26 protein-coding genes are annotated in these 25743 nt (G+C 52.8%); 12 read left to right on the plus strand and 14 right to left on the minus strand.

Features of this window, described 5'->3' with window-relative positions:
* Positions 1–63 precede the first annotated feature (63 nt).
* Positions 64–615, minus strand: coding sequence for an NAD(P)H nitroreductase (locus tag AC6HVW_RS13985; RefSeq protein WP_071683393.1), 552 nt, complete (start codon positions 613–615; stop codon positions 64–66).
* 193 nt (positions 616–808) lie between these two features.
* On the opposite strand from AC6HVW_RS13985, the gene sppA reads away from it, so the two are divergent.
* The 4 genes from sppA (at position 809) to chiD (ending at position 5945) form a co-directional block, all read left to right on the plus strand.
* Positions 809–2662, plus strand: coding sequence for a signal peptide peptidase SppA (gene sppA / locus AC6HVW_RS13990; protein WP_186486208.1), 1854 nt, complete (start codon positions 809–811; stop codon positions 2660–2662).
* A 92-nt stretch (positions 2663–2754) separates the two neighbouring features.
* Positions 2755–3771 carry an asparaginase gene (ansA, locus tag AC6HVW_RS13995; protein ID WP_021806614.1) on the plus strand — a complete coding sequence of 339 codons (1017 nt, stop codon included), beginning with the start codon at positions 2755–2757 and terminating at the stop codon, positions 3769–3771.
* Positions 3772–3789: 18 nt separating this feature from the next.
* Entirely contained in the window at positions 3790–4422 is a 633-nt protein-coding gene (gene pncA, locus AC6HVW_RS14000) for a bifunctional nicotinamidase/pyrazinamidase (protein WP_021806615.1), read from the plus strand.
* Positions 4423–4664: 242 nt separating this feature from the next.
* Positions 4665–5945 (plus strand): chitinase ChiD, encoded by a 1281-nt coding sequence (gene chiD / locus AC6HVW_RS14005; protein ID WP_497569487.1) that lies wholly within the window; start codon positions 4665–4667, stop codon positions 5943–5945.
* 41 nt (positions 5946–5986) lie between these two features.
* Here the strand turns inward: chiD and AC6HVW_RS14010 are convergent, their stop codons facing one another.
* Together AC6HVW_RS14010 and msrB are read right to left on the minus strand one after the other, a co-directional pair.
* Positions 5987–6259 carry a YeaC family protein gene (locus AC6HVW_RS14010; protein WP_021181206.1) on the minus strand — a complete coding sequence of 91 codons (273 nt, stop codon included), beginning with the start codon at positions 6257–6259 and terminating at the stop codon, positions 5987–5989.
* A 64-nt stretch (positions 6260–6323) separates the two neighbouring features.
* On the minus strand, positions 6324–6737 hold the full coding sequence (gene msrB, locus AC6HVW_RS14015; protein WP_021181205.1) for a peptide-methionine (R)-S-oxide reductase MsrB: 414 nt from the start codon (positions 6735–6737) through the stop codon (positions 6324–6326).
* A 347-nt stretch (positions 6738–7084) separates the two neighbouring features.
* On the opposite strand from msrB, the gene gapA reads away from it, so the two are divergent.
* Together gapA and AC6HVW_RS14025 are read left to right on the plus strand one after the other, a co-directional pair.
* A complete protein-coding gene (gene gapA / locus AC6HVW_RS14020; RefSeq protein WP_021181204.1) occupies positions 7085–8080 on the plus strand; it encodes a glyceraldehyde-3-phosphate dehydrogenase in 996 nt (331 codons plus the stop codon).
* An 83-nt stretch (positions 8081–8163) separates the two neighbouring features.
* Complete coding sequence (locus AC6HVW_RS14025) at positions 8164–9039, plus strand: D-hexose-6-phosphate mutarotase (protein ID WP_071683390.1); 876 nt, start codon at positions 8164–8166, stop codon at positions 9037–9039.
* A 121-nt stretch (positions 9040–9160) separates the two neighbouring features.
* On the opposite strand, the gene AC6HVW_RS14030 is transcribed toward AC6HVW_RS14025, so the two are convergent.
* Positions 9161–9865, minus strand: a complete 705-nt coding sequence (locus tag AC6HVW_RS14030) for a MipA/OmpV family protein (protein ID WP_071683695.1) — start codon at positions 9863–9865, stop codon at positions 9161–9163.
* Between the two features lie 493 nt (positions 9866–10358).
* Here AC6HVW_RS14030 and yeaG point away from each other — a divergent pair, with 493 nt between their 5' ends.
* Together yeaG and AC6HVW_RS14040 are read left to right on the plus strand one after the other, a co-directional pair.
* Complete coding sequence (yeaG, locus tag AC6HVW_RS14035) at positions 10359–12293, plus strand: protein kinase YeaG (protein WP_021806619.1); 1935 nt, start codon at positions 10359–10361, stop codon at positions 12291–12293.
* Positions 12294–12410: 117 nt separating this feature from the next.
* The gene (locus AC6HVW_RS14040; RefSeq protein ID WP_037375997.1) at positions 12411–13679 is read left to right on the plus strand and encodes a YeaH/YhbH family protein; all 1269 of its coding nucleotides are present in this window, start codon (positions 12411–12413) and stop codon (positions 13677–13679) included.
* 101 nt (positions 13680–13780) lie between these two features.
* Here AC6HVW_RS14040 and lysC read toward each other — a convergent pair whose 3' ends face one another.
* The 7 genes from lysC to cspE all read right to left on the minus strand — a co-directional run bounded on the left by lysC (position 13781) and on the right by cspE (position 17391).
* Positions 13781–13999 carry an Rz1-like lysis system protein LysC gene (gene lysC, locus AC6HVW_RS14045; protein WP_071683389.1) on the minus strand — a complete coding sequence of 73 codons (219 nt, stop codon included), beginning with the start codon at positions 13997–13999 and terminating at the stop codon, positions 13781–13783.
* Positions 13902–14336: a DUF2570 family protein gene (locus tag AC6HVW_RS14050; RefSeq protein WP_071683388.1), complete on the minus strand. Its 435-nt coding sequence runs from the start codon at positions 14334–14336 to the stop codon at positions 13902–13904. Before AC6HVW_RS14050 ends, lysC begins: the two co-directional genes overlap by 98 nt.
* Positions 14337–14582: 246 nt before the next feature.
* Positions 14583–14834 (minus strand): hypothetical protein, encoded by a 252-nt coding sequence (locus AC6HVW_RS14055; RefSeq protein ID WP_071683387.1) that lies wholly within the window; start codon positions 14832–14834, stop codon positions 14583–14585.
* Between the two features lie 97 nt (positions 14835–14931).
* Positions 14932–15594: an anti-sigma factor gene (locus AC6HVW_RS14060; RefSeq protein ID WP_071683386.1), complete on the minus strand. Its 663-nt coding sequence runs from the start codon at positions 15592–15594 to the stop codon at positions 14932–14934.
* Positions 15591–16145 carry a sigma-70 family RNA polymerase sigma factor gene (locus tag AC6HVW_RS14065; RefSeq protein ID WP_021181195.1) on the minus strand — a complete coding sequence of 185 codons (555 nt, stop codon included), beginning with the start codon at positions 16143–16145 and terminating at the stop codon, positions 15591–15593. The genes AC6HVW_RS14060 and AC6HVW_RS14065 overlap by 4 nt, the downstream gene beginning before the upstream one ends.
* Before the next feature lie 60 nt (positions 16146–16205).
* A complete protein-coding gene (locus AC6HVW_RS14070) occupies positions 16206–16766 on the minus strand; it encodes a fasciclin domain-containing protein (RefSeq protein WP_497569488.1) in 561 nt (186 codons plus the stop codon).
* A gap of 412 nt (positions 16767–17178) precedes the next feature.
* The gene (cspE, locus tag AC6HVW_RS14075; RefSeq protein ID WP_024485401.1) at positions 17179–17391 is read right to left on the minus strand and encodes a transcription antiterminator/RNA stability regulator CspE; all 213 of its coding nucleotides are present in this window, start codon (positions 17389–17391) and stop codon (positions 17179–17181) included.
* A gap of 359 nt (positions 17392–17750) precedes the next feature.
* Between cspE and AC6HVW_RS14080 the strand changes: the two genes are divergently transcribed.
* Complete coding sequence (locus tag AC6HVW_RS14080; RefSeq protein WP_021181193.1) at positions 17751–17927, plus strand: GhoT/OrtT family toxin; 177 nt, start codon at positions 17751–17753, stop codon at positions 17925–17927.
* Positions 17928–17972: 45 nt separating this feature from the next.
* Here the strand turns inward: AC6HVW_RS14080 and AC6HVW_RS14085 are convergent, their stop codons facing one another.
* Positions 17973–20090: a TonB-dependent siderophore receptor gene (locus AC6HVW_RS14085; protein WP_071683385.1), complete on the minus strand. Its 2118-nt coding sequence runs from the start codon at positions 20088–20090 to the stop codon at positions 17973–17975.
* Positions 20091–20414: 324 nt separating this feature from the next.
* On the opposite strand from AC6HVW_RS14085, the gene AC6HVW_RS14090 reads away from it, so the two are divergent.
* From AC6HVW_RS14090 to AC6HVW_RS14100, 3 genes are all read left to right on the plus strand, one after another.
* Complete coding sequence (locus tag AC6HVW_RS14090; protein WP_071683384.1) at positions 20415–20897, plus strand: hypothetical protein; 483 nt, start codon at positions 20415–20417, stop codon at positions 20895–20897.
* A gap of 295 nt (positions 20898–21192) precedes the next feature.
* Positions 21193–21753 carry a 3'-5' exonuclease gene (locus AC6HVW_RS14095; RefSeq protein ID WP_021181189.1) on the plus strand — a complete coding sequence of 187 codons (561 nt, stop codon included), beginning with the start codon at positions 21193–21195 and terminating at the stop codon, positions 21751–21753.
* A gap of 122 nt (positions 21754–21875) precedes the next feature.
* Positions 21876–23069 carry a multidrug effflux MFS transporter gene (locus AC6HVW_RS14100; protein WP_071683382.1) on the plus strand — a complete coding sequence of 398 codons (1194 nt, stop codon included), beginning with the start codon at positions 21876–21878 and terminating at the stop codon, positions 23067–23069.
* Positions 23070–23071: 2 nt separating this feature from the next.
* On the opposite strand, the gene dadX is transcribed toward AC6HVW_RS14100, so the two are convergent.
* Positions 23072–24148 (minus strand): catabolic alanine racemase DadX, encoded by a 1077-nt coding sequence (gene dadX / locus AC6HVW_RS14105; protein WP_071683381.1) that lies wholly within the window; start codon positions 24146–24148, stop codon positions 23072–23074.
* Between the two features lie 23 nt (positions 24149–24171).
* Complete coding sequence (locus AC6HVW_RS14110) at positions 24172–25476, minus strand: D-amino acid dehydrogenase (RefSeq protein WP_059200983.1); 1305 nt, start codon at positions 25474–25476, stop codon at positions 24172–24174.
* Positions 25477–25743 lie beyond the last annotated feature (267 nt).

Below are 25743 nucleotides of genomic sequence, written 5' to 3' on the forward strand. Positions count from 1 at the left end.
TGCTCAGAAACAGTACAAAACTGCGGGTTATCGCGCATTCTCGGCGAGCTCCCGCATGGCGGATCAGAAGTAGCGGACGAAAGGCGTACTGTCCGGAGCGACCACTTTAGTAGCACCTTTTAACTGCGGCGTGCCTAGATAGAGGAAACCGACGATCTCGTCCTGCTCGCGGCAGGCGAAGGCTTCGCGCACCAACGGATTCTCTGTCCAGGCACCGCTGCGCCAGATGCCATTAAAGCCCTGCGCCAAAGCCGCCATTTGCATCGCCTGCACCGCGCAACCGGCAGAGACGACCTGCTCCCAGCGCGGCACTTTCGGATTTTCACTGCAATGAGCAACCACCGTGATAATCAATGGCGCACGAAAAGGTGCCTGTTTGGCCTTTTCTACCGCACTCTCATCCAGTTCATCTTGTCTGGCGGCGGCTTGCAGCAATTCACTGAAACGTTGCAGACCCTGATCCTCGATCAGGATAAAACGCCACGGCTGTAACGTACCGTGATCCGGCGCGCGCAGCCCGGCGTTGATGATATTCTGACGCACTTCACCTGCGGGTGCCGGTGCGGTCAGGCGTGACGCAGAACGGCGATTGAGTAAAAGATCCAGAGCATCCATCATTAACTCCTGATAACAATTTTCGTTTAAATCACGTTAACATAGCTCTACATAGAGTTACAGCCTCTGTAATACTGTCTATACCCGTTGCCACTCAGGCTGCAGGGGGATAAATGGCAGATGATTTAAAGCTGACATTTCTTCGGCCGCTCATTAGGATAGCGGAACATTCTAGACTCTTGTTGGAGAGCACATGCGCACATTGGGGCGAATTATTGCTGGTATTTTCAGATGGACATGGCGTCTGCTGAATTTCGTCAGGGAACTTATCCTGAACTTGTTCCTGATTTTCTTGATCCTGGTCGGGGTCGGTATTTATCTTTCACTCCAAGGCAATTCTTCGGCAGTAACACCGCATGGCGCACTGCTGGTCGATCTCAGCGGCGTGGTGGTCGATCAACCTTCGGTAAACAACCGTGTTCGTCAGTGGGGACGCGAACTGTTGGGCGCCTCCAGCAACCGTCTGCAGGAAAACTCACTGTTTGACGTGGTGGATACCATTCGCAAGGCCAAAGAGGATAAAAACATCACCGGTATGGTGTTGCAGCTGAATGATTTTGCCGGGGCGGATCAGCCTTCCCTGCAATACATCGGCAAGGCACTACGTGAGTTCCGCGACAGTGGTAAACCGATCTTTGCCATCGGCGACAGTTATAACCAAACGCAATACTATCTGGCCAGCTACGCCAACAAGATCTACCTGTCACCTCAGGGTGCCGTCGATCTGCATGGTTTCGCCACCAACAACCTTTATTACAAATCCCTGTTGGAGAAGCTGAAGGTCACCACCAATATTTTCCGCGTGGGCACCTATAAATCGGCCGTAGAACCGCTGATCCGTGATGATATGTCACCGGCTGCGCGGGAAGCCGATAGCCGCTGGGTTGGCGGGCTGTGGCAAAACTATCTGGATACGGTGGCGGCTAACCGTCAACTTACGCCAGATCAGTTGTTCCCAGGCGCAGCAGATATTCTCAGTGGTTTAAAGGCGACGGGTGGCGACACCGCGCAGTTCGCCCTGAACAGCAAACTGGTCGATGAACTGGCCTCTCGCACTGCGATAGAAACACAGTTGGTGAAAACCTTCGGTTGGGACAAGCAGAGCAATAATTTCAATGCGGTCAGCATCTACGATTACCAGCCGCAGCCGTCACCGGATCAGGGCGGTGAGATCGCCGTCATCTTTGTCAATGGCGCGATCATGGATGGCCCGCAGACGCCAGGATCGGTCGGTGGCGACACCACGGCCTCACAACTGCGTCAGGCGCGTCTGGATCCGAAAATCAAAGCCGTTATCCTACGCGTCAATAGCCCTGGAGGTAGCGTCAGCGCTTCAGAAGTGATCCGTTCCGAGTTGGCAGCGGTTCGCGCCGCAGGTAAACCAGTAGTGGTTTCCATGGGTGGAATGGCCGCGTCTGGCGGTTACTGGGTGTCGACCCCGGCAGATTACATCATTGCCAGCCCGAGCACCCTCACCGGATCCATCGGTATCTTCGGTGTGATCAACACCTATGAGAACACCTTGGACAGCGTTGGGGTACATACCGACGGCGTCGCGACGTCACCACTGGCCGACCTGGCCGTGACCAAAGCACTGCCGCCAGAATTCTCACAGATGATGCAGTTGAACATCGAGAACGGTTATAAAAACTTCATCGACCTGGTGGCAACCGCCCGGAAGATGACGCCAGAGCAGGTCGATCAAATTGCTCAAGGTCACGTCTGGATCGGTAGCGACGCCAAGAAAAATGGCCTGATCGACCAACTGGGCGACTTTGACGACGCCGTGAAGAAAGCGGCAGAGCTGGCCAAGCTGCCACAGTGGCAACTCAACTGGTTTATCGATGCTCCTAGTATGACGGATATGCTGCTCAGCCAGTTTGGCGTTTCTATCCACGCCATGCTGCCTGAGGCGATCCAGTCAATGCTGCCAGCCCCGTTGGCATCGGTTGCGCTGGCGGTGAAAGAACAGCCTGGCCTGTTTAATAACCTGAACGATCCGCAGCATCGTTATGCCATATGCCTGACTTGCGGAGAGGTCCGTTAACAAATAAATCTCTAGCCCGGCACCCGCCGGGCTTTTTTTCTCCTGCTATCTCCCTATAATTCAGCCTATCTGACAGCCACAAGATCGAAGCCATGCAAAAGAAATCCATTTACGTCGCCTATACCGGCGGCACTATCGGTATGCAGCGTTCAGAACAGGGATACATCCCGGTTTCCGGCCACCTACAGCGCCAGTTGGCACTGATGCCCGAGTTCCATCGCCCAGAGATGCCGGATTTCACCATTCATGAATATGCCCCGTTGATCGACTCTTCGGATATGACCCCCGAAGACTGGCAGCATATCGCCGACGACATCAAACAGAATTACTCTCGCTATGACGGCTTCGTTATTCTGCACGGCACTGACACCATGGCGTTTACCGCTTCAGCCCTGTCTTTCATGCTGGAGAACCTGGATAAGCCGGTGATCGTCACCGGGTCGCAAATCCCGCTGGCAGAATTGCGCTCCGACGGCCAAACCAACCTGTTGAATGCCCTCTATCTGGCCGCCAATCACCCGGTGAACGAGGTCAGCCTGTTTTTCAACAACAAGCTGTTTCGTGGCAACCGCACCACCAAGGCACATGCCGACGGCTTTGATGCTTTTGCCTCCCCCAATCTACCTCCCTTGCTGGAAGCAGGTATCCACATACGTCGCCAGACCGGCATCGCCTCTCCGGTGTGCAACGGGGAATTGATCGTGCATAACATCACGCCACAGCCCATCGGCGTGGTGACGATTTATCCGGGAATTTCCGGTGCCGTGGTGCGTAACTTCCTGCTGCAACCGGTCAAAGCCTTGATCCTGCGCTCTTACGGCGTCGGTAACGCGCCGCAAAAGGCCGAACTGGTGGATGAATTGCGTGATGCCTCCGAGCGTGGCATCGTAGTCGTCAACCTGACACAATGCATCTCTGGCCGGGTCAATATGGAGGGCTATGCGACCGGTAATGCCCTGGCTCATGCCGGCGTCATCAGCGGTTTTGATATGACGGTGGAAGCCGCGCTGACCAAGCTGCATTACCTGTTGAGCCAGCCGTTAACCCCAGAAGAGATCCGCAGCCTGATGCAACAAGACCTGCGTGGCGAATTAAGCGCTGCGGGCTAATCCGAAGTGGGAACTCTGATGAAAACTGCTCTGTTGCTGATTGATTTACAAAACGACTTTTGCCCCGGCGGCGCCTTAGGCGTGGCAGAAGGTGATGCCACCATTGACGTCGCCAATCAGGCTATCGCAGCCAGCCTGGCCCGTAACGAAACGGTGATTGCCAGCCAGGACTGGCACCCGGCGGATCATCGCAGTTTTGCGATTAACTCCAACGCGCAGATTGGTACGCTTGGAGAACTGGAAGGCCTGCCTCAGGTTTGGTGGCCGGAGCACTGCGTTCAGGGTACCCCTGGCGCAGAACTTCATCCTCAGCTTGATAAGCAACCCATCGCAGCGATATTCCGTAAGGGCGAGAACCCGGATATCGATAGCTATAGTGCTTTTTTTGATAATGGCCACCGGGCACAAACGGCGCTCGATGGCTGGCTGAAGGAACGAGGCATCACTCATCTCGCCGTGATGGGGCTGGCCACCGATTATTGCGTCAAGTTCAGCGTGTTAGATGCCTTGCGTTTAGGTTATCAGACCCAGGTCATCATCGATGGCTGCCGCGGCGTCAATTTAAGCCCCGATGACAGCGAGCAGGCGTTGGCAGAAATGCAGTCGGCTGGCGCACAGTTAGTTACACTGTCACAGTTTACTCAACGCTAACGGTTTTTGGGGCTGCTTGACCTCAGCGCCCCATATCCTCTGCCAACCGCCTTATTTTCGACGCTGCTCACATTCTCACCATTCTTCTGCGCGCTCATCTTGTCCCCTCCCGTCTCTTTTGCTGTTATGGCATCTGATGCATAGGCATCAATAAGTTATACGCATCCGGGGCCTACCGAGCCCGGCTTTATTGATACCGCCCCAGGCGGTTCAGGTCGGCCTTGCTGACCAAAGGAGACAACATGGCTTTAACCCGTAAACTGCTACCCTTGCTGGTAGCGGTGCAACTCGGTGTGGCTGGCGTGGGCATGGCTCACGCGGCACCTTATCTCTCTGTCGGCTACTTCAACGGCGGTGGCGACGTAACCGCCGGGCCGGGCGGTGATATCAACCAGCTTGACGTCAGCCAGATCACCCACCTCAACTACTCTTTTGGCCTGATTTATAACGCTGAAAAAGAGGAAACCAACCCGGCACTGAAAGATCCCTCCCGCCTACACCAAATCTATCTCTCCCCTAAAGTCGAAGCAGACTTAAAGCTATTACCCGTATTGCGCCAGCAAAATCCGGCGCTGAAGGTTTTGCTGTCCGTTGGCGGATGGGGAGCTCGTGGGTTCTCCGGCGCGGCAGCCACACCGGAAAGCCGGGCGGTGTTTATTCGTTCGGTGCAGGAGGTGATTGCCAAGTATCAGCTAGATGGTATCGATCTGGATTGGGAATACCCGGTTAACGGTGCCTGGGGATTGGTGGAAAGCCAACCCACTGACAGAGCCAATTTCACCGCCCTACTGAGCGAACTGCATCAGGCGTTGGGTAAAGAAAAACTGCTGACCATCGCCGTCGGGGCCAATGTCAAAAGTCCGCAGGAATGGGTAGACGTTAAGGCTATCGCGCCCTATCTGAACTACATCAATCTGATGACCTACGACATGGCGTACGGTACCCAGTATTTCAATTCCAATCTCTATGACTCCAAACAATGGCCAACCGTGGCCGCCGCCGACAAGTACAGCGCCGACTTTGTGGTCAACAACTATCTGGCCGCCGGGCTGAAGCCAACTCAGCTCAATCTGGGGATCGGTTTCTATGGCCGGGTACCTAAACGCGCCACCGAGTCGGGTATTGATTGGGATGTGGCAAATGCGGCCAAGCATCCCGTCACCCAGCCCTATTTCACCACACGTGAAAAAGACGTCTTCAAGTCGCTGGGCGTGGATTTGGATAAAGACAGTTACATCAAGTACAACGATATCGTGAACAAGATGCTGAAAGACCCACAACGGCGCTTCACCGCGCATTGGGATAGCGAGGCTAAGGTGCCCTATCTGATGATGAAGTCATCCGCAGGCAAACCGCTGTTCGCGATAAGCTATGAAAACCCGCGCTCGGTAGCCATCAAGGCCGAGTACATCAAGAGCAAAGGATTGGGAGGAGCGATGTTCTGGGAGTATGGCGCGGACGATAACAACCGCCTGGCCCACCAGTTAGCCGAAAGCTTAGGCTTGAGCCCGCAGAAGCAGTAAAACCTTCAGGGCGATAGCAACATCGCCCTGCCAGCAACAGATTACTGCGGCTTCAGCTTGGCCAACGGCTCGGCCATAAACTGCTGCTTCAGCTCCTGTTTGCTTTTCATCACGATTTGCCCGTCGGTGCCAATGCTCATATGTTGCGGGTCCGCATTGTTCATCGACTGCCACAGCATCACCGCCTGCAAGCTGTGTTCTTTCTGCTCTGGCGTCAGTGCCACACCATCAGGCCATTTGCCCAGTTCCACAGCCAGCACCAGCCGCTGGTAGATTTCCGGCGTCATGGCCGCAATCAGATCTTTTACTTCCATCAGAGCATGTCCTCACCCGGGGATGAATAATTAGCTGAATCGATTTTGTTGGTTTAGTTACAGCTTAACCTGCCGTCTGCTCGCCATTCTCGTCGTCGGTGAAATTCAGTGACGCGGAGTTGACACAGTAGCGTTCGCCAGTCGGCTGCGGACCATCGGGGAATACGTGCCCCAAATGCGCGTCGCAGTTACCACAGCGGATCTCGACTCGATGCATATTATGTGAATTATCATCAAGATAACGAATAGCATCGTCCGAAACGGGCTGATAGAAGCTGGGCCAGCCGCAGCCAGAATCAAACTTGCTGGCGGAGAAGAACAGCGGCGCGTTACAGCACAGGCAGTGGTACACGCCCTCACGCTGGTTATGCAGTAATTTACCGCTATAGGGGGCTTCGGTGCCACGCTCTTGTGTCACATAACGTTGGATTTCATTCAGTTCCGTGAGCGGTGTCTTAGGGGTTGTCTCTTTAGCCATTTGTGCTATTCCCGCAATGTGGATAATGTCAACGAAAACAATGAGTAATAATAACAAAAAATTAACAACGCTGCAGGCCTTTTTAGCCTAAACTGTACGGCATAAAGGTTACGCTGCCGCCATATGTGACTTCGATCACATATCTTGCACGTGCTGACTTTATACTTGGCGGTTTGCCCCCATATCGATGGGAGGACAAACGTAAATGGAATGTGCGATTTGTGTGCAAAACCGGGCCTCTGGTTTGACTTGCAGCAAGAATTGACACGATTCCGCTTGACGCTCGGTAAGGTTTTTGTAATTTTACAACCAACCTTTTATTCACTAACAAATAGCTGGTGGAATATATGACTATCAAAGTAGGTATCAACGGTTTTGGCCGTATCGGTCGCATTGTTTTCCGTGCTGCTCAGGAACGTTCTGACATCGAAATCGTTGCAATCAACGACCTGTTAGACGCAGAGTACATGGCTTACATGCTGAAGTATGACTCTACTCACGGCCGTTTCGACGGTACTGTAGAAGTTAAAGACGGCCACCTGGTTGTTAACGGCAAAACCATCCGTTGTACCTCAGAAAGAGATCCGGCTAACCTGAAGTGGAACGAAGTCAACGTTGACGTCGTTGCTGAAGCAACTGGCCTGTTCCTGACTGACGAAACTGCACGTAAACACATCGCTGCAGGTGCTAAGAAAGTTGTTCTGACTGGCCCATCTAAAGATGATACCCCTATGTTCGTTATGGGCGTGAACCACAAGTCTTACGCTGGCCAAGAAATCGTTTCCAACGCTTCTTGTACCACCAACTGCCTGGCACCACTGGCTAAAGTAATCAACGACAAGTTCGGCATCGTTGAAGCTCTGATGACCACCGTGCATGCGACTACCGCAACTCAGAAAACCGTTGATGGCCCGTCTCACAAAGACTGGCGCGGCGGCCGCGGCGCATCCCAGAACATCATCCCTTCTTCTACCGGTGCTGCTAAAGCTGTAGGTAAAGTCATCCCAGAACTGAACGGCAAACTGACCGGTATGGCGTTCCGCGTTCCTACTCCGAACGTGTCTGTGGTTGACCTGACTGCCCGTCTGGCAAAACCAGCTTCTTACAAAGAAATCTGTGCTGCTATCAAAGCCGCTTCAGAAGGCGAGCTGAAAGGCGTGCTGGGCTACACCGAAGACGAAGTGGTTTCTACCGATTTCAACGGCGAGAAACTGACTTCTGTATTCGATGCTAAAGCCGGTATCGCGCTGAGCGACACCTTTGTGAAACTGGTTTCTTGGTACGATAACGAAACTGGCTACTCAAACAAAGTACTGGACCTGATCGCTCACATCTCCAAGTAATGGCTTGTTGCGCAGTTGATTATAGAGGGCGACACTAGTGTCGCCCTTTTTATTTGTTTTTGCGGCGAAAAGAAGGCAACAACATGAACGAAAAAATCTTCACCCTACCCGTTAGCGAACAAATCACCCCTTTTATCAGCCAACGCCAACTGGACGAACTGCCCGTGGTGGTGGTTTCTCACCCGAAAGTCCGTGCGGCCATTACTCTGCAAGGGGCTCATCTGCTGGCCTGGCAGCCAAGCGGTGATAAACCGGTGCTTTGGCTGAGCAACAATACGCCATTCAAAAGCGGCGTGGCGATCCGCGGCGGCGTACCGATCTGCTGGCCTTGGTTTGGCCCGGCAGGTAGCCCATCCCACGGCTTTGCCCGTAATCAGCCGTGGCAGCTTACTGCGCACGATGAAGATGAAAACGGCGTGATCCTGACCTTCACGCTGCAAGACAACGAACAAACCCGTAAATTGTGGCCACATGCTTTCACCCTGATCGCCCGCTTCAAGCTGGGTGAAGAGTGCGAGATGGAGCTGGAATCACACGGTGACTACCAGGCTACCGCCGCTCTGCACAGCTATTTCCAGATCGGCGACATCGACAAGGTGAAAGTTGCAGGTTTGGGCGAGCATTATATCGATAAGGTGGCGAAGGGGATCGAGGCTCGTCAGGTTGGCGAGCTGGAGTTTACCGGGCAAACCGATCGCGTCTACACCCAGGCCACGCCTTGCAGCCTGATCAAGGACCCGGTATTGCAACGGACCATCGAGGTCAATCATCACTATATGAGTGATGTGATCGCCTGGAACCCAGGCGTCGAGCTTTCCTGCAGCATGGCCGACATGCCAAACGACGGTTACAAAACCATGGTGTGTGTTGAAACCGGGCGCGTAAGCAAGCCACTGATCGCCTCTGGGGAGCAACCTGCCCGCTTGGCGATGAAAATCCGCAGCATTAAAAATAGCTGATCAAACTGGGGCGAATCATTTCGCCCCTTTTCCTGGTCACCCACCGCACTATAGATGTGCAAAAGGAGCGTTTCCGCCCCTTTTCAATGCACTCACTGCACCAAGATAATGCGCCGTACGCTTAGAAGGTGTAAGTCACACCCGTCCACAGCATGCCGGTATAAGATTTATCCACCATTGGGCTGTTTTTAACCTCGCTGTCCAGGCGCAAATAACGGCCCGAGAAGAAAGCATTCCAGTTAGCGTTGATATTATAGTTGGTGGTCAATTCGACGTATGGCGACCAGCTATCGCTCGGCTTATAGGTGTTGAAGGTACTACGGCGGGACTCATCACCATTGATACCATAGTAATATTGGTTCTGGTTTGAGCTGTTCCAGTTTACCCCGATGCCAGGAGCAAAGCTCCAGGAGTCCACCTGGAACTTATAGAGATAGGCAATATCGCCCACCAGGCCGTTACTGTTGTCCAGCATATCGCCAGAGAAGGCCGTACGGATCGACCCCCACTCGGCCCTGTGTGTAAAGGCCACACCGGCCATCATTGTGCTACGGCGCTTGTCCAACTGCTTCATGCGGTCGTCGTCACTGTCGCCTGGCTTATAGTGCAACGGTGAGTAATAGGCGATCAGGCTCAGCTGATTTTGCTGATCTTTCCACAGGTTGTAACCAGCCAACAGCGTATGGAAGTAAAAATCATCGCCATCGTAATTGATAATAGGAACGGGATAGACACGATCCTGATAACCACGATAAGGATCTGGGCTAACCAGCGCTGAAGCACCGAGTGACCAGCTTCCTGCCTGAGCACTGTGCGCACAAACCATTGCGGAAGCGATAATTGCTAGCGTTTTGAGTTTAGATATCTTCACTGGCTTTTTCCATAGATAACAAGATGTAATTAACGACTATAGTTTATGTGAAAACCGACCAGCCTGCCGGATCTTTACAATAGAAAACAACCAAGATCGAATAACTTAGAACCCAAAGATGAATTATTGATGGCAAAAAGATGACGTTTTTTGCCGCAACCCGCGCCAGACAAGGCATTTGCCGCCCCCCGCCCTAACTGAGTCATTGAAATGACTTAAAAAAGACCCTTTCTCTTGCAGGAAATTTTCCAGTATGCAACTAAGCTTAAAATCAGAAGGTGAATTTAGGCTGAGCCCAGTGGCAATACAGCGCAACTCGCGAGAATAAGCGCACCAAGTTGGCATACGGGTTGCTGTACTCAGTCATAGCTTCACGCTTTCGGGAGCCAGAATACCAACACCAGCTCCTTTTTTAACCTGTGCTAATAACGAAAGGACGGGCATCGCCATGAACATATTTGACCACTATCGCCAGCGCTACGAAGCTGCCAAGGACGAAGAGTTCACACTGCAGGAATTTCTTTCCATCTGCCGGCAAGATCGCAGTGCCTATGCCAATGCGGCAGAACGTCTACTCATGGCTATCGGTGAACCAGTGATGGTCGATACCGCGCTTGAGTCGCGTATGTCTCGCCTGTTCTCCAACCGCGTGATCGCACGCTATCCGGCATTCGAGGAGTTCTACGGCATGGAAGAAGCTATCGAACAGATAGTTTCTTACCTGAAACACGCTGCCCAGGGCCTCGAAGAGAAGAAACAAATCCTTTATCTGTTGGGCCCGGTGGGTGGCGGTAAATCCTCGCTGGCAGAACGGCTGAAAGCCTTGATGCAGCGCGTGCCGATTTACACCCTGAGCGCCAACGGCGAGCGCAGCCCGGTCAATGACCATCCGCTGTGCCTGTTCAACCCGCAGGAGGATGCCACTATTCTGGAAAAAGAATACAACATCCCGACGCGCTATCTTGGCACCATAATGTCGCCGTGGGCCGCTAAACGCCTGCATGAGTTCGGCGGGGACATCACCAAATTCAAAGTGGTGAAGGTTCGTCCTTCAATACTTGAACAAATTGCCATCGCCAAAACCGAACCGGGCGATGAGAACAACCAGGATATTTCTGCGTTGGTCGGTAAAGTGGATATCCGTAAGTTGGAAAATCACGCGCAGAACGATCCGGATGCCTATGGCTACTCCGGCGCACTGTGCCGCGCCAACCAAGGGATCATGGAGTTTGTGGAGATGTTCAAAGCGCCGATCAAGGTGCTACATCCTCTGTTGACCGCCACCCAGGAAGGTAACTACAACGGTACCGAGGGGATCTCTGCCCTGCCGTTCAGCGGGATTATCTTGGCGCACTCTAACGAATCGGAATGGGTGACCTTCCGCAACAACAAAAATAACGAGGCCTTCCTCGACCGTGTTTACATCGTCAAGGTGCCTTACTGCCTGCGGGTGTCGGAAGAGATTAAAATCTACGACAAACTGCTCGATAACAGCGAACTGACCCACGCGCCTTGCGCCCCTGGCACGTTGGAAACGCTGGCTCGCTTTACCGTACTGTCGCGTATGAAAGAGCCAGACAACTCCAGCATCTATTCGAAGATGCGTGTCTACGATGGTGAAAGCCTGAAAGACACCGATCCGAAGGCCAAGTCGTATCAGGAGTATCGTGACTATGCCGGGGTGGATGAAGGTATGAACGGCCTCTCGACCCGTTTCGCCTTCAAAATTCTGTCTCGGGTGTTCAACTTTGACCATGCCGAAGTCGCGGCTAACCCGGTACACCTGTTCTATATCCTGGAACAGCAGATCGAGCGTGAGCAGTTCCCGCAGGATCTGGCGGAGAAATACCTGGAGCACCTGAAAGGCTACCTGATCCCGAAATACGCCGAGTTTATCGGCAAAGAGATCCAGACCGCCTATCTGGAATCGTACTCCGAATACGGTCAGAACATTTTTGACCGCTACGTGACCTATGCAGACTTCTGGATCCAGGATCAGGAGTACCGTGATCCGGATACCGGCCAGCTGTTTGACCGTGAGTCCTTGAACGCTGAACTGGAGAAAATCGAGAAGCCAGCGGGTATCAGCAACCCGAAAGATTTCCGCAACGAAATCGTCAACTTTGTCCTGCGTGCCCGTGCCAATAACAGCGGTCGGAACCCGAACTGGACCAGTTACGAGAAGCTGCGTACGGTCATCGAGAAGAAAATGTTCTCAAACACCGAAGAGCTGCTGCCAGTCATTTCCTTTAATGCTAAAACCTCAACGGATGAGCAGAAAAAACACGATGACTTCGTCGACCGGATGATGGAGAAAGGCTACACCCGCAAGCAGGTTCGCCTACTGTGCGAATGGTATCTGCGGGTGAGAAAATCTTCATAAACCGACGACCGCTGACGTCATAGATAGCCTATACCTGAGGATTTCGGGTTGTAGCCTAACGGCTACAGCCTGAAACACCCAAGGTAGAGAAAGTTGGCAACGTTGTTTGGGGGATGTATGGCGTATTTCATTGACCGACGGCTGAATGGCAAAAACAAGAGCATGGTGAACCGCCAGCGCTTCTTGCGTCGCTATAAGTCGCAAATCAAACAGTCGATTGCCGAAGCCATCAACAAGCGTTCGGTTACCGACGTGGACAGCGGGGAATCGGTATCGATCCCCGGTGGCGATATCAACGAGCCAATGTTCCATCAAGGGCGCGGCGGTAAACGCCATCGCGTTCATCCCGGTAACGATCACTTCGTACAAAATGACCGCGTTGAACGCCCACAAGGCGGCGGCGGTGGTGGTGGCGGCCAGGGCAATGCCAGCCAGGATGGGGATGGCCAGGATGAATTTGTCTTCCAGATCTCCAAAGATGAGTATCTCGACCTGTTGTTCGAGGATCTGGCGCTGCCCAACCTGAAGAAAAATCAGTACAAACAGCTGACCGAATACAAAACCCACCGTGCAGGCTACACCGCCAACGGCGTACCGGCCAATATCAGCGTGGTGCGTTCGCTGCAAAACTCGCTGGCGCGTCGAACCGCCATGACCGCCGGTAAGCGACGTGCTCTGCATGAGCTTGAAGACAGCCTTGCCCAGTTGGAAAACACCGAACCGGTGCAACTGCTGGAAGAAGAGCGCATGCGTAAGGAGATTGCCGAGTTGCGCAAAAAAATCGACAGCGTGCCGTTTATCGACACCTTCGACCTGCGCTACAAGAACTACGAACGTCGGCCTGAACCCTCCAGCCAGGCGGTCATGTTCTGCCTGATGGACGTATCAGGCTCGATGGATCAGGCAACCAAAGACATGGCCAAGCGCTTTTATATTCTGCTGTATCTGTTCCTCAGCCGAACCTATAAGAACGTTGAGGTGGTCTATATTCGTCACCATACCCAGGCTAAAGAAGTGGATGAGCAGGAGTTCTTCTACTCACAGGAAACCGGCGGCACCATCGTTTCCAGCGCCCTCAAGCTGATGAACGAAGTGGTCGAGGAGCGTTACGATCCTGCACAGTGGAATATCTATGCCGCTCAGGCTTCGGACGGGGATAACTGGGCTGATGATTCGCCACTGTGCCATGAACTGTTGGCAAAAAACATTCTGCCGATGGTGCGTTACTACAGCTATATCGAAATTACCCGCCGTGCTCACCAGACGCTGTGGCGTGAATATGAACATCTGCAGGCGACGTTTGAAAACTTTGCCATGCAGCATATTCGCGAGCCGGATGATATCTATCCGGTGTTCAGGGAACTGTTTCATAAGCAGACCGCGTGATTGATATGCATAATAGAAAACGGCCAGTAACGAGAGTTAGCTGGCCGTTTTAACTCATAGGAATGCTGCATCCTCGCCAGCCAGCCACAACCGCTATAAACTCAACAACACCGCCATTTGATCAACGCTTCGATCCGTGAGGCGCAGATATCAAGCTCACTCTGGCTCACTTGTAAGGCCATAACGACATCCCCGAAAGTCTCCCCGGTAAACGGTGTCTTCTCACACTGCTGTAGCAATACCGCTGGCGGATATACGTAGATCAGTTGCGGAGCCGGTGGCACCGGTTTTGGTCGCTCCGCGCAGGATATCGAGAGCATCAGCAGGCAACCGCTGATGACCGCAGTCGTTATCCTCCAGCGCTTTGCGTAACGTTCTATTTTCAGCATCGGCCTTTACTCTCTTTTGCTGTTCAATCTTGAGCTGTTGTTCGGTAGCACGACGATCTGCATCCGCGGCACCTTTCAGCGCCTGAAGGGTTTCATCCCTGCCATTCAATGCACTGCTCAACTCCTGGTTATCTTTTTGAGACTGGTCGATGTCCCTATTCAAATCTTCGATGCGTTGACGCATGCTGAACAACAGGGCTGCAAGCAAGCAGACCAGTAATAGTTGCCAATGACCTTTGGAAAACTGAATTAACCCCGCCAGGCTCATGACAGCAACACCTCGCGTTCGGTATCACCTTGTCTATTTATCTGCATTTGAATTCCTCCGTTGAAGCCAAAACACGGCTTAGATAAGCAGTATCTCAAAGCAGAAGGATGAGGAGTATTCGCGAGGGTTGTACTAGCCATGCCACAACTAATCGTTAGGACTCAAATGGCAAAAATCTCACCGAAGCGAGATTTTTGGTGATTCACAAAATGGTTCAGGCAGCCATAAGGCGAAGATGTTTCGATATCACAACAAATACCTAAAATCGTGGATATCAGGGAACAGGCCCACCGTCCTAAGATGGCGGTTGCAGATAAACCAGATCTCATCCCGGTCGTTCGAGAGGATGAAATAAGCATCGGCGGTTTCCGAAGGATTATACATCCCCAATGCACGATAGGCCGTATGCGGGCTGAATCCGCTATCCAACGGATAAGGCTTGGGTGCATTTTCCATCTGCACCACTCTCAAGTACAACCCTTGCTCGATCCATATCATAAAGTCACCTGTAACGATGGTTGATAACTTTAGTATGGTCGTAAACAGGAATATCGTCGCCTTCAGCGAAAATTCATCGGCAAGAATATCAATCAGATCACAGTGATGTTAACTGGCCGCTGTACAGTACCGGACCGGTTGGAAGCCCTGTAGGTGAGCCACCCGCTGGCTCCAGGCTGATGGCAATGGTCATGCCCTGCGCCAACGTCATCGAGTTCACTGCCAGCTCGGTCGGCTTCTCTGCAGCAACCAACCCTAATGAACGCGGCTTTTCACCCGGCGAGATCGCCCACAGTTGCAGGCTATTGGCTACGGCTAACGTTTGCGGGTTAAGCGGGGTTAGCCTCAGATGGCGTTTGCCACTGTCCATGCTGACAATCCATTGCCCACTGCCCTGCTGACCTGCATTGAGCACCACTGCCGGAGCAAAATCCTGCGGCTGGGTGATAAAGCGCGGCACCAGCAACAACGCGGCCAAACCGGCAGCTAGCGCCCAGCCAAGGTAGTCCCAGCGTTTACGCCGTGGCACTACCTTAATGGGCAAACTGAGTTGGATCTTTTTCCACACGCGTTCCGGTGGCAATACCGGGGTCAATGCCAGATCCAACGGAGCCAGCAGCGTTTGCCAACGTGCCACCAAGGCGGCCAGCGTCGGCTCCCGCTGGATACGCTGTTCAAAGTTCAACCGCGCAGGCCCGCGCAACGTGCCCAAGGCATATTCTGCGGCTAAAGCCGAGTCATACTCACCTTTGCTTTTCATAGGCCCACACAGTTTTTCAAATGATCCAGTGCCCGGCGGATCCAGCTTTTGATCGTGCCAAGCGGTTGTTGCAGATGTGCCGAAACCTCGCCATGAGACATGCCTTGGTAGTAAGCCAACACAATGCTCTGACGTTGTTCAACGTTCAGATGATTCAGGCACTCGGCCAGCTTTCCAGCCTCCTCACCCAACAGCAACTGACTAGCTGGTTCTTCCGTGCTCGCCCCCAGGTCATCCAGCCACTCCTCTTCCGTTTGTCCCGCCCGGCCTCCAGCACTGCGCAACCAATCAATAGCCTTGTTGCGCACAATGTGCGTCAGCCAGGTCAAAGGGGAACTGAGATTGGGGTCATAGCTGGCAGCGCGATTCCACACGCTGATAAAGCTTTCGTGCAGCACCTCTTCGGCCCAGGATTGGCGGCGCAGTAAACGCAGAGCAACGGCAAACAAGCGGGGCGAGGTTTGCCGATAGAGTTGCTCAAACGCGTTGCGGTCGCCAAGCGCAACGGCCTGCATCAATTCGACATGCTGTTCGGGAAGTGCTTTGGTCATGTCCTGTCCTATCAAGGTGCGGGCAGCCTTTTGGCAGCCTGCACCTAGTATAGACGGGATTTATTTTGGCAACAGAACGCTATCGATAACGTTGATCACGCCATTTTTCTGATAGACATCATAGGTGCTGATGTTGGCAATATGACCTTGGCCATCCTTGAGCTGAATATTGTGGGGGCCATTATTCATAATCCACAGCGGTTGGCCATTGACCGTTTTCAGCTCGGCCGTGCCGTGCCCTTCCTTGATTTTCTTCTCCAGCTGTTTCATATCATAGCGGCCAGCAACCACATGGTAGGTCAACACGCCGGTCAGCGCCGCCTTATTCTCAGGTTTGAGCAAGGTATCGACCGTCCCGGCAGGCAGTTTGGCAAAGGCTTCATTAGTCGGAGCAAACACCGTAAACGGGCCTGCACCTTGCAGAGTGTCAACCAGGCCAGCAGCCTTCACCGCAGCAACCAGCGTGGTGTGATCTTTGGAATTGAGGGTATTCTCGACAATATTTTTGCTGGGGTACATGGCGGCACCACCTACCATTACCGTATCGGACATCATGGCAGCCATTGAGACGCTACTGAACAACAGTGATGAACACAGGGCAGTACAGAGAAGCTTTTTCATGGTCATATCCTCGAAGGGTGATGTGGGAAGATGTCCTCACATAGCCATATACGTAGTGAACGAGAATATTGGATGCAGTAATCTGAAAATATTTTTCGAGCGGGGAAAATGGATGTAAAAAACCCCGGCGTAAACGCCAGGGTTAAAAGTAGTGCCGGTCGCTTTCCCGGCTGTCATGATGCGGTGCAAGCGTCCATCGAACACTCCAGCATTGCACAGCCTAAGCACGGCCTTTTCACAACAGAAAAGCAAACTTTGGTGAAATTGGCTTTTCTGTCTACCCTCATGGCAAGGAGGATATATTCAACCCCGGCACCAGGCCGGGATTGATGTGGTAGTGTCGATATCGCTTGTCTGCTCCGGTCTACACCATCATCGCTATTGCAAGTTTCAACCGCACTACCGAGTCACATTACATTGCTGTAACGTTGACTGCTGATGGGCCTTTGGCACCATTTTCGATGCTGAATTCAACCTGCTGGCCTTCATCAAGCGTCTTGTAATCATTACCCTGGATTGCAGAGAAGTGTACGAACACGTCTTTGCTGCCATCAGCAGGAGAAATGAAACCAAAACCTTTACCAGCGTCAAACCATTTTACTAAACCAGTCATTTTATTAGACATAGATACTTCCTTCATTGTTTTTTTAGGCCGCCATAATGGCGAATGAGGTCTGCAATTCAGTGGAAACTTATGGGGGCACTAGAAGGAAATTCGCGGAAGAAGAGGTATCTGTCGGATATCGCTAATACTGAGAACTACTTTACTAAAACTGCTTTCATAAGGTCTGTACTTCAAACCGATGACGCTATTTACTCATAACCCAGAGTTATTAGCAAGGGCTATTTATAATTAATTTCGATAAGGCGCTCTTTCAGCCGTGCGACAAGACACTCCTTCCACCCTTTTACACCGCATTAACACATTGATTACTTGCGGGGAGCCGCCTAAAATGAGCGGAAAACATTACCGGGATGGTTTTCATGTTATCGCTGTGGGAAGTCACGCAATACGTTTATTTTATTGGCCTGTTGGTTTCGATGATTGTCACTTTTCTGGTCAGCCGCGATACCCTCCCCATCCGCCTGCTCAGTGCGCTGATTATCGGCCTGACCTGGCCACTCAGCCTGCCCGTGGTGCTGTTGTTTTCGCTGTTTTAGCGCCTCATCCCGCTCACGTTCAGCGGGATGAGTACGGTTTAACCGTTAAAAGTCATACCCCACGGTAGCGATAACTGAACGCCCCGCTCCCCAATAGCAGTAGCCAGTGCCATAGCAGCCAGCAACATATTCCCGATCCGTCAGATTATTCGCGTTCAGCTGCACATAAGCCCCTTTCAACGACGGTTTTACGCTGTCCAGCTCCATGCGCACCGAAGCATCCAGCAGCGTGACCGAAGGAATACGCAGAGTATTCTCATTATCCGCCCACTGTTTGCCAATATAACGCACGCCAGCCCCCAGATTGATACCCAGCCCAGCCTTGTACTGCCCCCATAAAGAAGCCATCTGATTAGGCGCCAGGTATGGCGTATTGCCATCGTTACCGTCAACGGCGTCTTTGAATTTCACTTTGTTGTAGCTGTAACCGGCAATGACATTCAGGCGCTCGCTCACCTGGCTACGGGCCTCCAGTTCAATCCCTTGCGAATGTACCTTACCGGCAGGCACATAGTAGCTGTCCTTCACCACGCGGTTGGCTACGTCATTCTGCGTCAGATCGTAGAGGGCAATGCTGTAGATCGAGCTGCTACCAGGAGGCTGATACTTCAGCCCGGTCTCATATTGCTCGCTGGTGGTCGGTTTGAGCAGATGCCCCTCTTTATCGGCCAGGACCGCTGGTGTCACCGCGGAGCTGTAACTCATATACGGCGAGAAACCGCTGTCAAAGTGGTACAGCAAAGAAGCTCGGCCCGTAAAGTGGTCGTCAGTACGGGCATCGGTAGAATCGGTATTCAGCACGGTATTCTTGGTTTCCAAACGGTCAACGCGCCCGGAAAGATTGAGATACCAGTTATAGAGGCTGACTTCGTCCTGCAGATAGACGCCGGTCTGCTCATAACGCCGTTTAGAGTCGGTATGGCTGAGAATAGTGATATCTGGCCCGCCGGAAACGCCGGTGAACGGGTTCAACGGCGTGGCCGAACCAGACTCTTCCCACAGGTTATTGGTAAAACGTTGATAATCCAGCCCCAGCATCACCTTGTGTTCCAACGCACCCGTCGCGAACTCCGCCGCCAGTTGGTTATCCACGGCATAAGCATCCAACGACGTATTGGAGCCGCTGTACCAACGGTTCAACTCGCTGCGGTCGGCGTTCCAGCCAATCTGGTAAACCTGCTCCAGCTCTACGTTGGAGTGGGTGTAGCTGGCGTTTTGACGGAATGACCAGACGTCGTTAAAACTATGCGAGAAGTCATAACTGTAGATTTGCTGCCAACGTTTGAACACGTTGCGGCTGCTTTCGCCGTCAAAAAATCCCCGGCCCAGTTTGTCCCCACTGGTGGTATAAATGCTGCCGTCTGACGGTACCGCGCTGTGGTAGCCACCGGAAGGATCTTTTTGCAGATTGGCCTGCAACAATAATGAGGTATTTTCATCCGGTTGCCACAGCAACGAAGGCGAAATCGCATAGCGCTCTTCACGCTGATGGTCATACATGGTGTCACTGGTGCGGGTAATGCCGGTCAAACGGTATGCCCACTGATCGTTCAGCGCCCCCGTCGAATCAAATGCACCGCCTTTGGTATTGTTGTTACCGGCCATCACATTGACGTGGTTTTCACTGGCAAACTGCGGCCGTTTGCTAGTCATCGCCACCAACCCACCAGGGATGCTTTGCCCATACATCACGGAAGACGGGCCCTTAATCACGTCAATACGTTCCAGGAACCAAGGGTCGATCTGCAAAGCGTTATAACTGCCGCCGTCGCTAAGCAGTCGTAGGCCGTTCAGGAAGGTGTTATTGACGTCGCCACCGTGGAAACCGCGCAGAGCGATAGTATCGTAACGCGTCGCGCCACCAGAGAAGTTAGTGAATACGCCTGGGGTATATTTCAGCGCATCGTTAACCGTCAAAGCCCCTTGGTCGCTCATCTGTTGGCGTGTTACTACGGAGACGGATTGCGCAGTGAGTATCAGGGGCCGATCCGTTTTAGTGGCCCCCTGGCTGGTGCTGGCCTCATAGCCATGCGTTGCCGTTTCCGCCATATCGGCGGGTTTTGCCGTTACCACGAGGGTATCTTCAGCAAATGAGGTCAGTGGCAGGAAAATCGCTAACGAGCAGTAAAAATAAGAACGACTGGCAGGAAAAAACGCAGGCATACCTGTATTCCCCATGTGATCTATTGAAATTGCACCGAAAACGTACCGCGCCGGCAACGCTGGCCAGTTTGGCGTAAAGAAGTCACGGTGCTCTGATGTTGTTAGATGACAAATACTAATAACAATAATAATTATTATCTTTACCATCAATGAATTCAAGTAGCAAAATACACTCTGGGGCTGGGCGTTTCAGGCGGGTTTATTGGCTTATGATTGGTACGTCATCATGAAAAAAACCGTTTTCTCAGCAGGTTATGCTCCTGAGCTGTTTAGTTTTCATTTAGCTTTTAAATGCTATAAATCTGGATAACTCAAGGAGAGTGCATGACTCAAACAGCAAATCCCATCTCAGCCCCCTCCAGAAGACTGAAAGTGGTCTATGGCTGGTATGTTTATACGGTGTATGCGTTACTGGTCTTTAACCTCTATCTGGCGGTATACAACACTTGCGTTCGCCACCCCTTTGAATCACCGTTAATCTCCATGGCTCATAGCCTGTTTATCGCTTTTCTGCTCAGCCAGATCCTGAAGAAACGAAGAGGGTTCAGCTGGGTATTGCTGATTTACTTTATGTCCATGCGCCTGTATTACGCCAATATTTTGCACACTGAGTTCTCCGCCGCCAGCCTGAGCCTGGTTTGGGTCGTCATGACAATGTTACTGGCTGGTACTCTAACCGTTAGGCAATTCAACGCTACCAAGGGGCAACAGGAATGGTTGGCGCGCTTTGGTTGGCGCCAATGGGCCGTGTTAATCGGGATAGCGGCGATATTGACGCTATTAGTCACCCGCGACTATCTGGGGTGACGGGTGACTGCGGGATGTGAGGTTCAGAGATATCCACCATGCGGCAGATTTTACTTAAGTTTTGCGCGTTTTCGCAGATTTTATCGGTAACGTAAACGCCAAAATAGCCTAATACCAGCAGATAGCCGATCATACATAGAATAAAAATAAGTGTTCTCAACGCTAGCTACCAACTCTGCAACATGACTAAAGTCATCATACCGTGATCAGACCGTTTTCGCCTATTTCAAAGTAACTGGATATTCTGCCAGACTGTATGCAGTACCATTACTAGCTTGTTCAGCCTGGAGACCCCATGAACCATTTGATGCTAGATATTGAAACGCTGGATATTACCCCGAGCGCGGTGATCCTGGTGGTTGCCGGCGTGTTTTTTAACCCCAAGACCGGTGAGTTAGGGGCAGAATTTGAAGCGGCAGTGAACAGCCAGCAGGAACAACCGGGTCGGACAATCAGCCTGGATACCGTGGCCTGGTGGGCAAAACAGTCTGACGAAGCTCGTAAACTGGCCTTCGGAGGCAGCGAAAGTCTCAAGCGGGTCTTGACCAACCTGAGTCGTTTTATTCATATGCACAGCACCGATACGGTGAAAGTCTGGGGCAATGGCAAAGAGTTTGACTGCTCAATCCTGGAACATGCCTACCACCAGTTGGCAATGCCCTGCCCCTGGAAGTTCTGGGATACCCAAGACGCCCGCACTATCATTACGCTGGCAGAGTTGCATGGTTTCAACCCCAAGAAACAGCGTCCGTTTGAAGGCACACCACACCGGGCGCTGGATGATGCCAAACACCAGGCGCGCTACGTTGCAGATACCATTTCAGCGCTTTATTACCGCCAACCCGCGGCAAAATGATCGCGCCAGGTAAAATCAAGCGCAAACGGTTTCCTGTCTGTCATCAATACGTTATCGCTTCCCATTTGCGGTTGGGATCTCTACTCTAGTTCTCTTTGTCATTCGGATGTGCCATTTTTGTTATGCAAAAATTTCTCTTTCTCCTGCTAAGCCTGGTGTTGCTCGGCCCTCTGGGAATCGATCTTTATCTGCCCACCATTCCTGCCATTGCCCTGGGCCTTAACAGCAGCGAAGCCTTGATCCAATCCACCATTTCGCTGTTTATTCTGGTATTGGGTCTTGGCCAGGTGATCGCCGGTCCACTGGTGGATAATTACGGTCGTAAGCCTGTGGCTATCGCCGGGATCCTGATTTATATGGTGGGTGCAGCCATGGCCGCGCTGGCGACAACAGCGGAAATCTTTGTCGCTTCACGCCTGATGCAAGGCGTGGCAGTTTGCTGTACCGCCGTTGTAGCATTCAGTGGCGTGCGCGATCGGATGAATGGTGATGACGCCGCACGCGCTTTTGGTTTCCTCAACGGCACGCTGAATATCATTCCTGCACTGGCCCCGCTGCTCGGTGGCTTGCTGGCAGAGGCCTTCGGCTGGCGAGCCCCATTCTGGTTCCTGGTCGGTTACGCCGCTGTGGTGTTATTGCTGGTCATCTTCTTCCTGCCGGAAACCCGCCCCGCTACCACCGTAGCCGTCAAAGGACTCCCGGTACGACAGTATCTGCGCATTCTTGGCGATCGCCGGTTTATCTCCTTTGCGGTGGTCAATGCCGGGGCGATGGGGATGGCGCTAACTTATGTTTCATTGGCACCTAACGTGCTGATGGGCACCGCCGGGCTATCACCGCTGCAGTTCTCTTTGGTATTTGGTGCCAACGGTTTCTGGATCATGCTGGTCAGCTTTGTCGCCAACCGCATCATTCACAAGATTGGCCGCCCTTTCTGCCTGGCGACCGGCGGCATACTGATGGGGTTAGGATGTCTCGCGTTAGTGTTGGGCGTGGCACTACTGGGTGACGCTGCACAAAGCCATTGGTTGGCGTATATCCTGCCCGTGGCCTGCGCCTGCGCCGGATTGGCTTTTGTCATGGGGCCGTCAACCAGCTATGCGTTGGAGCCTTACTCTAACGAAGCGGGTGTGGCTTCAGCACTGGTAGGTTTTATTCAGATGGCCGGGGGGGCCGCGCTGGGCCTGATCGCGATGGCGTTACCACTGCAACCGAAAATGTCGCTGGCGTTGGTGATGTTGGTAGGTTGCCTGCTTGCGCTACACGCACGGCAGCGCAGCAAGCAAATCAAAGGGCAGTTGAAAAAGATTGGCTGAGCTTATTTCTCAATAACAATAGGCACCCGTGCCGCCAAGGCTGTCAGCAGCTCGTAACCCAAGGTTCCGGCTGCGGCAGCCACATCATCAACGGGCAGTTTCCTCCCCCACAGTTCTACGTCAGTTCCAATGATTGCCTGCGGGCACGGTGTCAGATCCACCGTCATCATATCCATGGAAACCGAACCTACCGTATGTGTCAACACGCCATCCACCCAGACTGGAGTCCCGGTGGGCGCATGGCGAGGATAACCATCCGCATAACCACAGGCTACGACGCCGATACGCTGCGCCCCACCAGCGGCATAGCGCCAACCATACCCCACACGGTCTCCCGCTTGCAGATGTTGGATGCCAATGATCTTGCTGCTCAGCGTCATCGCCGGTTGCAATCCGGTGGCGGCAATGTCCTGCCAGTTGCCGCTGGGTGATGCACCATAAAGTATAACCCCCGGCCTCACCCATTCCCCCTGCGTCTGTGGGTGCCACAAGGTGGCCGCGGAGTTAGCCAGACAACGAGGCAGATCAATCGCAGCAGTAGCGCGTTCAATCACGGCCATTTGCTCCGTTACGCCTTCAGCACCGTCGGCGGTGGCGAAGTGGCTCATTAGCGTTATCGAACCAATATTGTGCAGCTCCTTTGCGGTTAACCAAGCGCTGTGCAACCGCTCCGGGGCAAACCCTAGGCGATTCATCCCACTGTTCAACTTGAGATAAACATCCAGCGGCGCCTGTAAATGCGCTTCGGCAATCGCCTGTAGTTGCCAGTCGCTGTTCACCGCGGTGGTTAAGCGATAACGATCGATCAGCATCAGGTCTGCGGGTTGGAAAAAACCCTCCAATAGCAAGATGGGCCCCTGCCAACCAGATTCGCGTAGTAACACTGCCTCGTTCAGATCGAGCAAGGCAAAACCATCGCTATTCTCTCCCAGGCTGCGCCAGACGTGCTGCAAACCATGGCCATAAGCGTTGGCCTTAACAACGGCCCAGATTTTAGCCGAGGGTGCAAAACGACGAACTACCTGCAGGTTATTGGTCAACGCGGCCAAATGCAGCGTAGCGGTAATCGGGCGAGGCATGAGCTCTCCTATCAGATTGGGGTTCAGCGTGCCGGGTGCACGTCATTCAAGGGAACAACAGGTCCCTGCCGAAAGTCTGCACGGTAACGCGCCACCGCCAGATCGTCTGAAGCTATGGCCGGGGTGACCCCAGAGATCAAGTCGGCAAGCAACTGACCGGAGCCGCAGGCCATCGTCCAACCCAAGGTGCCATGCCCGGTATTCAAATAGAGATTTTTCAGCGGGGTGCGCCCCACAATCGGCGTGCCATCTGGCGTCATCGGGCGCAGCCCTGTCCAGAATGTGGCCTCTTCAACCCGCCCACCGTTCGGATACAGATCGCGTACCACCATTTCCAGCGTTTCACGCCGCTTCTGCTCCAACTGGGTATTGAAGCCAACAATCTCCGCCATACCGCCGACGCGGATGCGCTTATCGAAGCGAGTAATGGCAATTTTATAGGTTTCGTCCAGCACGGTAGAGAACGGCGCTGCCGCTTCATCGGTTATCGGGATGGTTAATGAGTAACCTTTCAACGGATAAACCGGAATGGACACCAGATCGCGCAGTAGCGCGGTAGAATAGGCGCCGAACGCCACAACATAGCTATCGGCAGTCATGATTTCGCCATCACACTGCACGCCGGTAATTTTATCTCCTTCCACCAGCAAGCGTTCAACGTTGCGGTTAAACAGGAAGTTGACTCCGGCCTGCTGCGCCAACTTGGCCAACTGCTGGGTGAACAGTTGGCAGTCCCCGGTTTCATCATTCGGCAGCTGTAAACCGCCGGTAAGCTTGTGAGCAACCTGCGACAACGCCGGTTCGACCGTCGCCAACTGGCTGGCCTCCAGCAGTTTGTAAGGCACTCCGGCGTCCTCCAGCACGGCAATGTCCTTGGCTGCGCTGTCAAACTGCTGCTGGGTGCGGAACAGCTGCAGCGTGCCGCCTTGACGACCTTCGTACTGGATGCCGGTTTCCTGACGCAGGGCTTTAATGCAGTCGCGGCTGTATTCCGCCAGACGCACCATACGGCCTTTGTTGGTCATATAGTGGGCGGTATCGCAGTTTTTCAGCATCTGCCACATCCAGCGCAGTTGGAAACTGCTGCCGTCTAGGCGGACTGCCAACGGCGCGTGACGCTGGAACATCCATTTAATCGCCTTCAACGGTACCCCAGGTGCTGCCCAAGGTGCGGCATAACCCGGAGATATTTGCCCGGCATTGGCCGCACTGGTTTCCAAAGCTGGCCCGGGTTGACGATCGATCACCGTCACCTCATGGCCCGCTTTTGCCAAGTACCAGGCACTGGCAACTCCTACCACTCCGCTACCTAAAATAACCACTCTCATCGCTGACTCCAGCTCAAGGATCGATAAAGCACAATCTACCAATAACAGGAAATTAACTCAGTGGAAAAAACTACTCAACAAATCGTTTATTAATCGTGACAATATTCACAATTATTTTATCGTTGATGCGCCCGGCTTTTGCAATAGTGGTTAAAAAATAACGATAAGATACTGTTAAAGCGCATTTTGCCGATAAAACAGGCTATTCGTCCCCCAAACACATCAGCGAAAACAACCAGCGCCATATGGAATATCAACCTTCATAGT

The sequence above is a fragment of the Serratia sp. NCCP-200 genome (assembly GCF_059697885.1).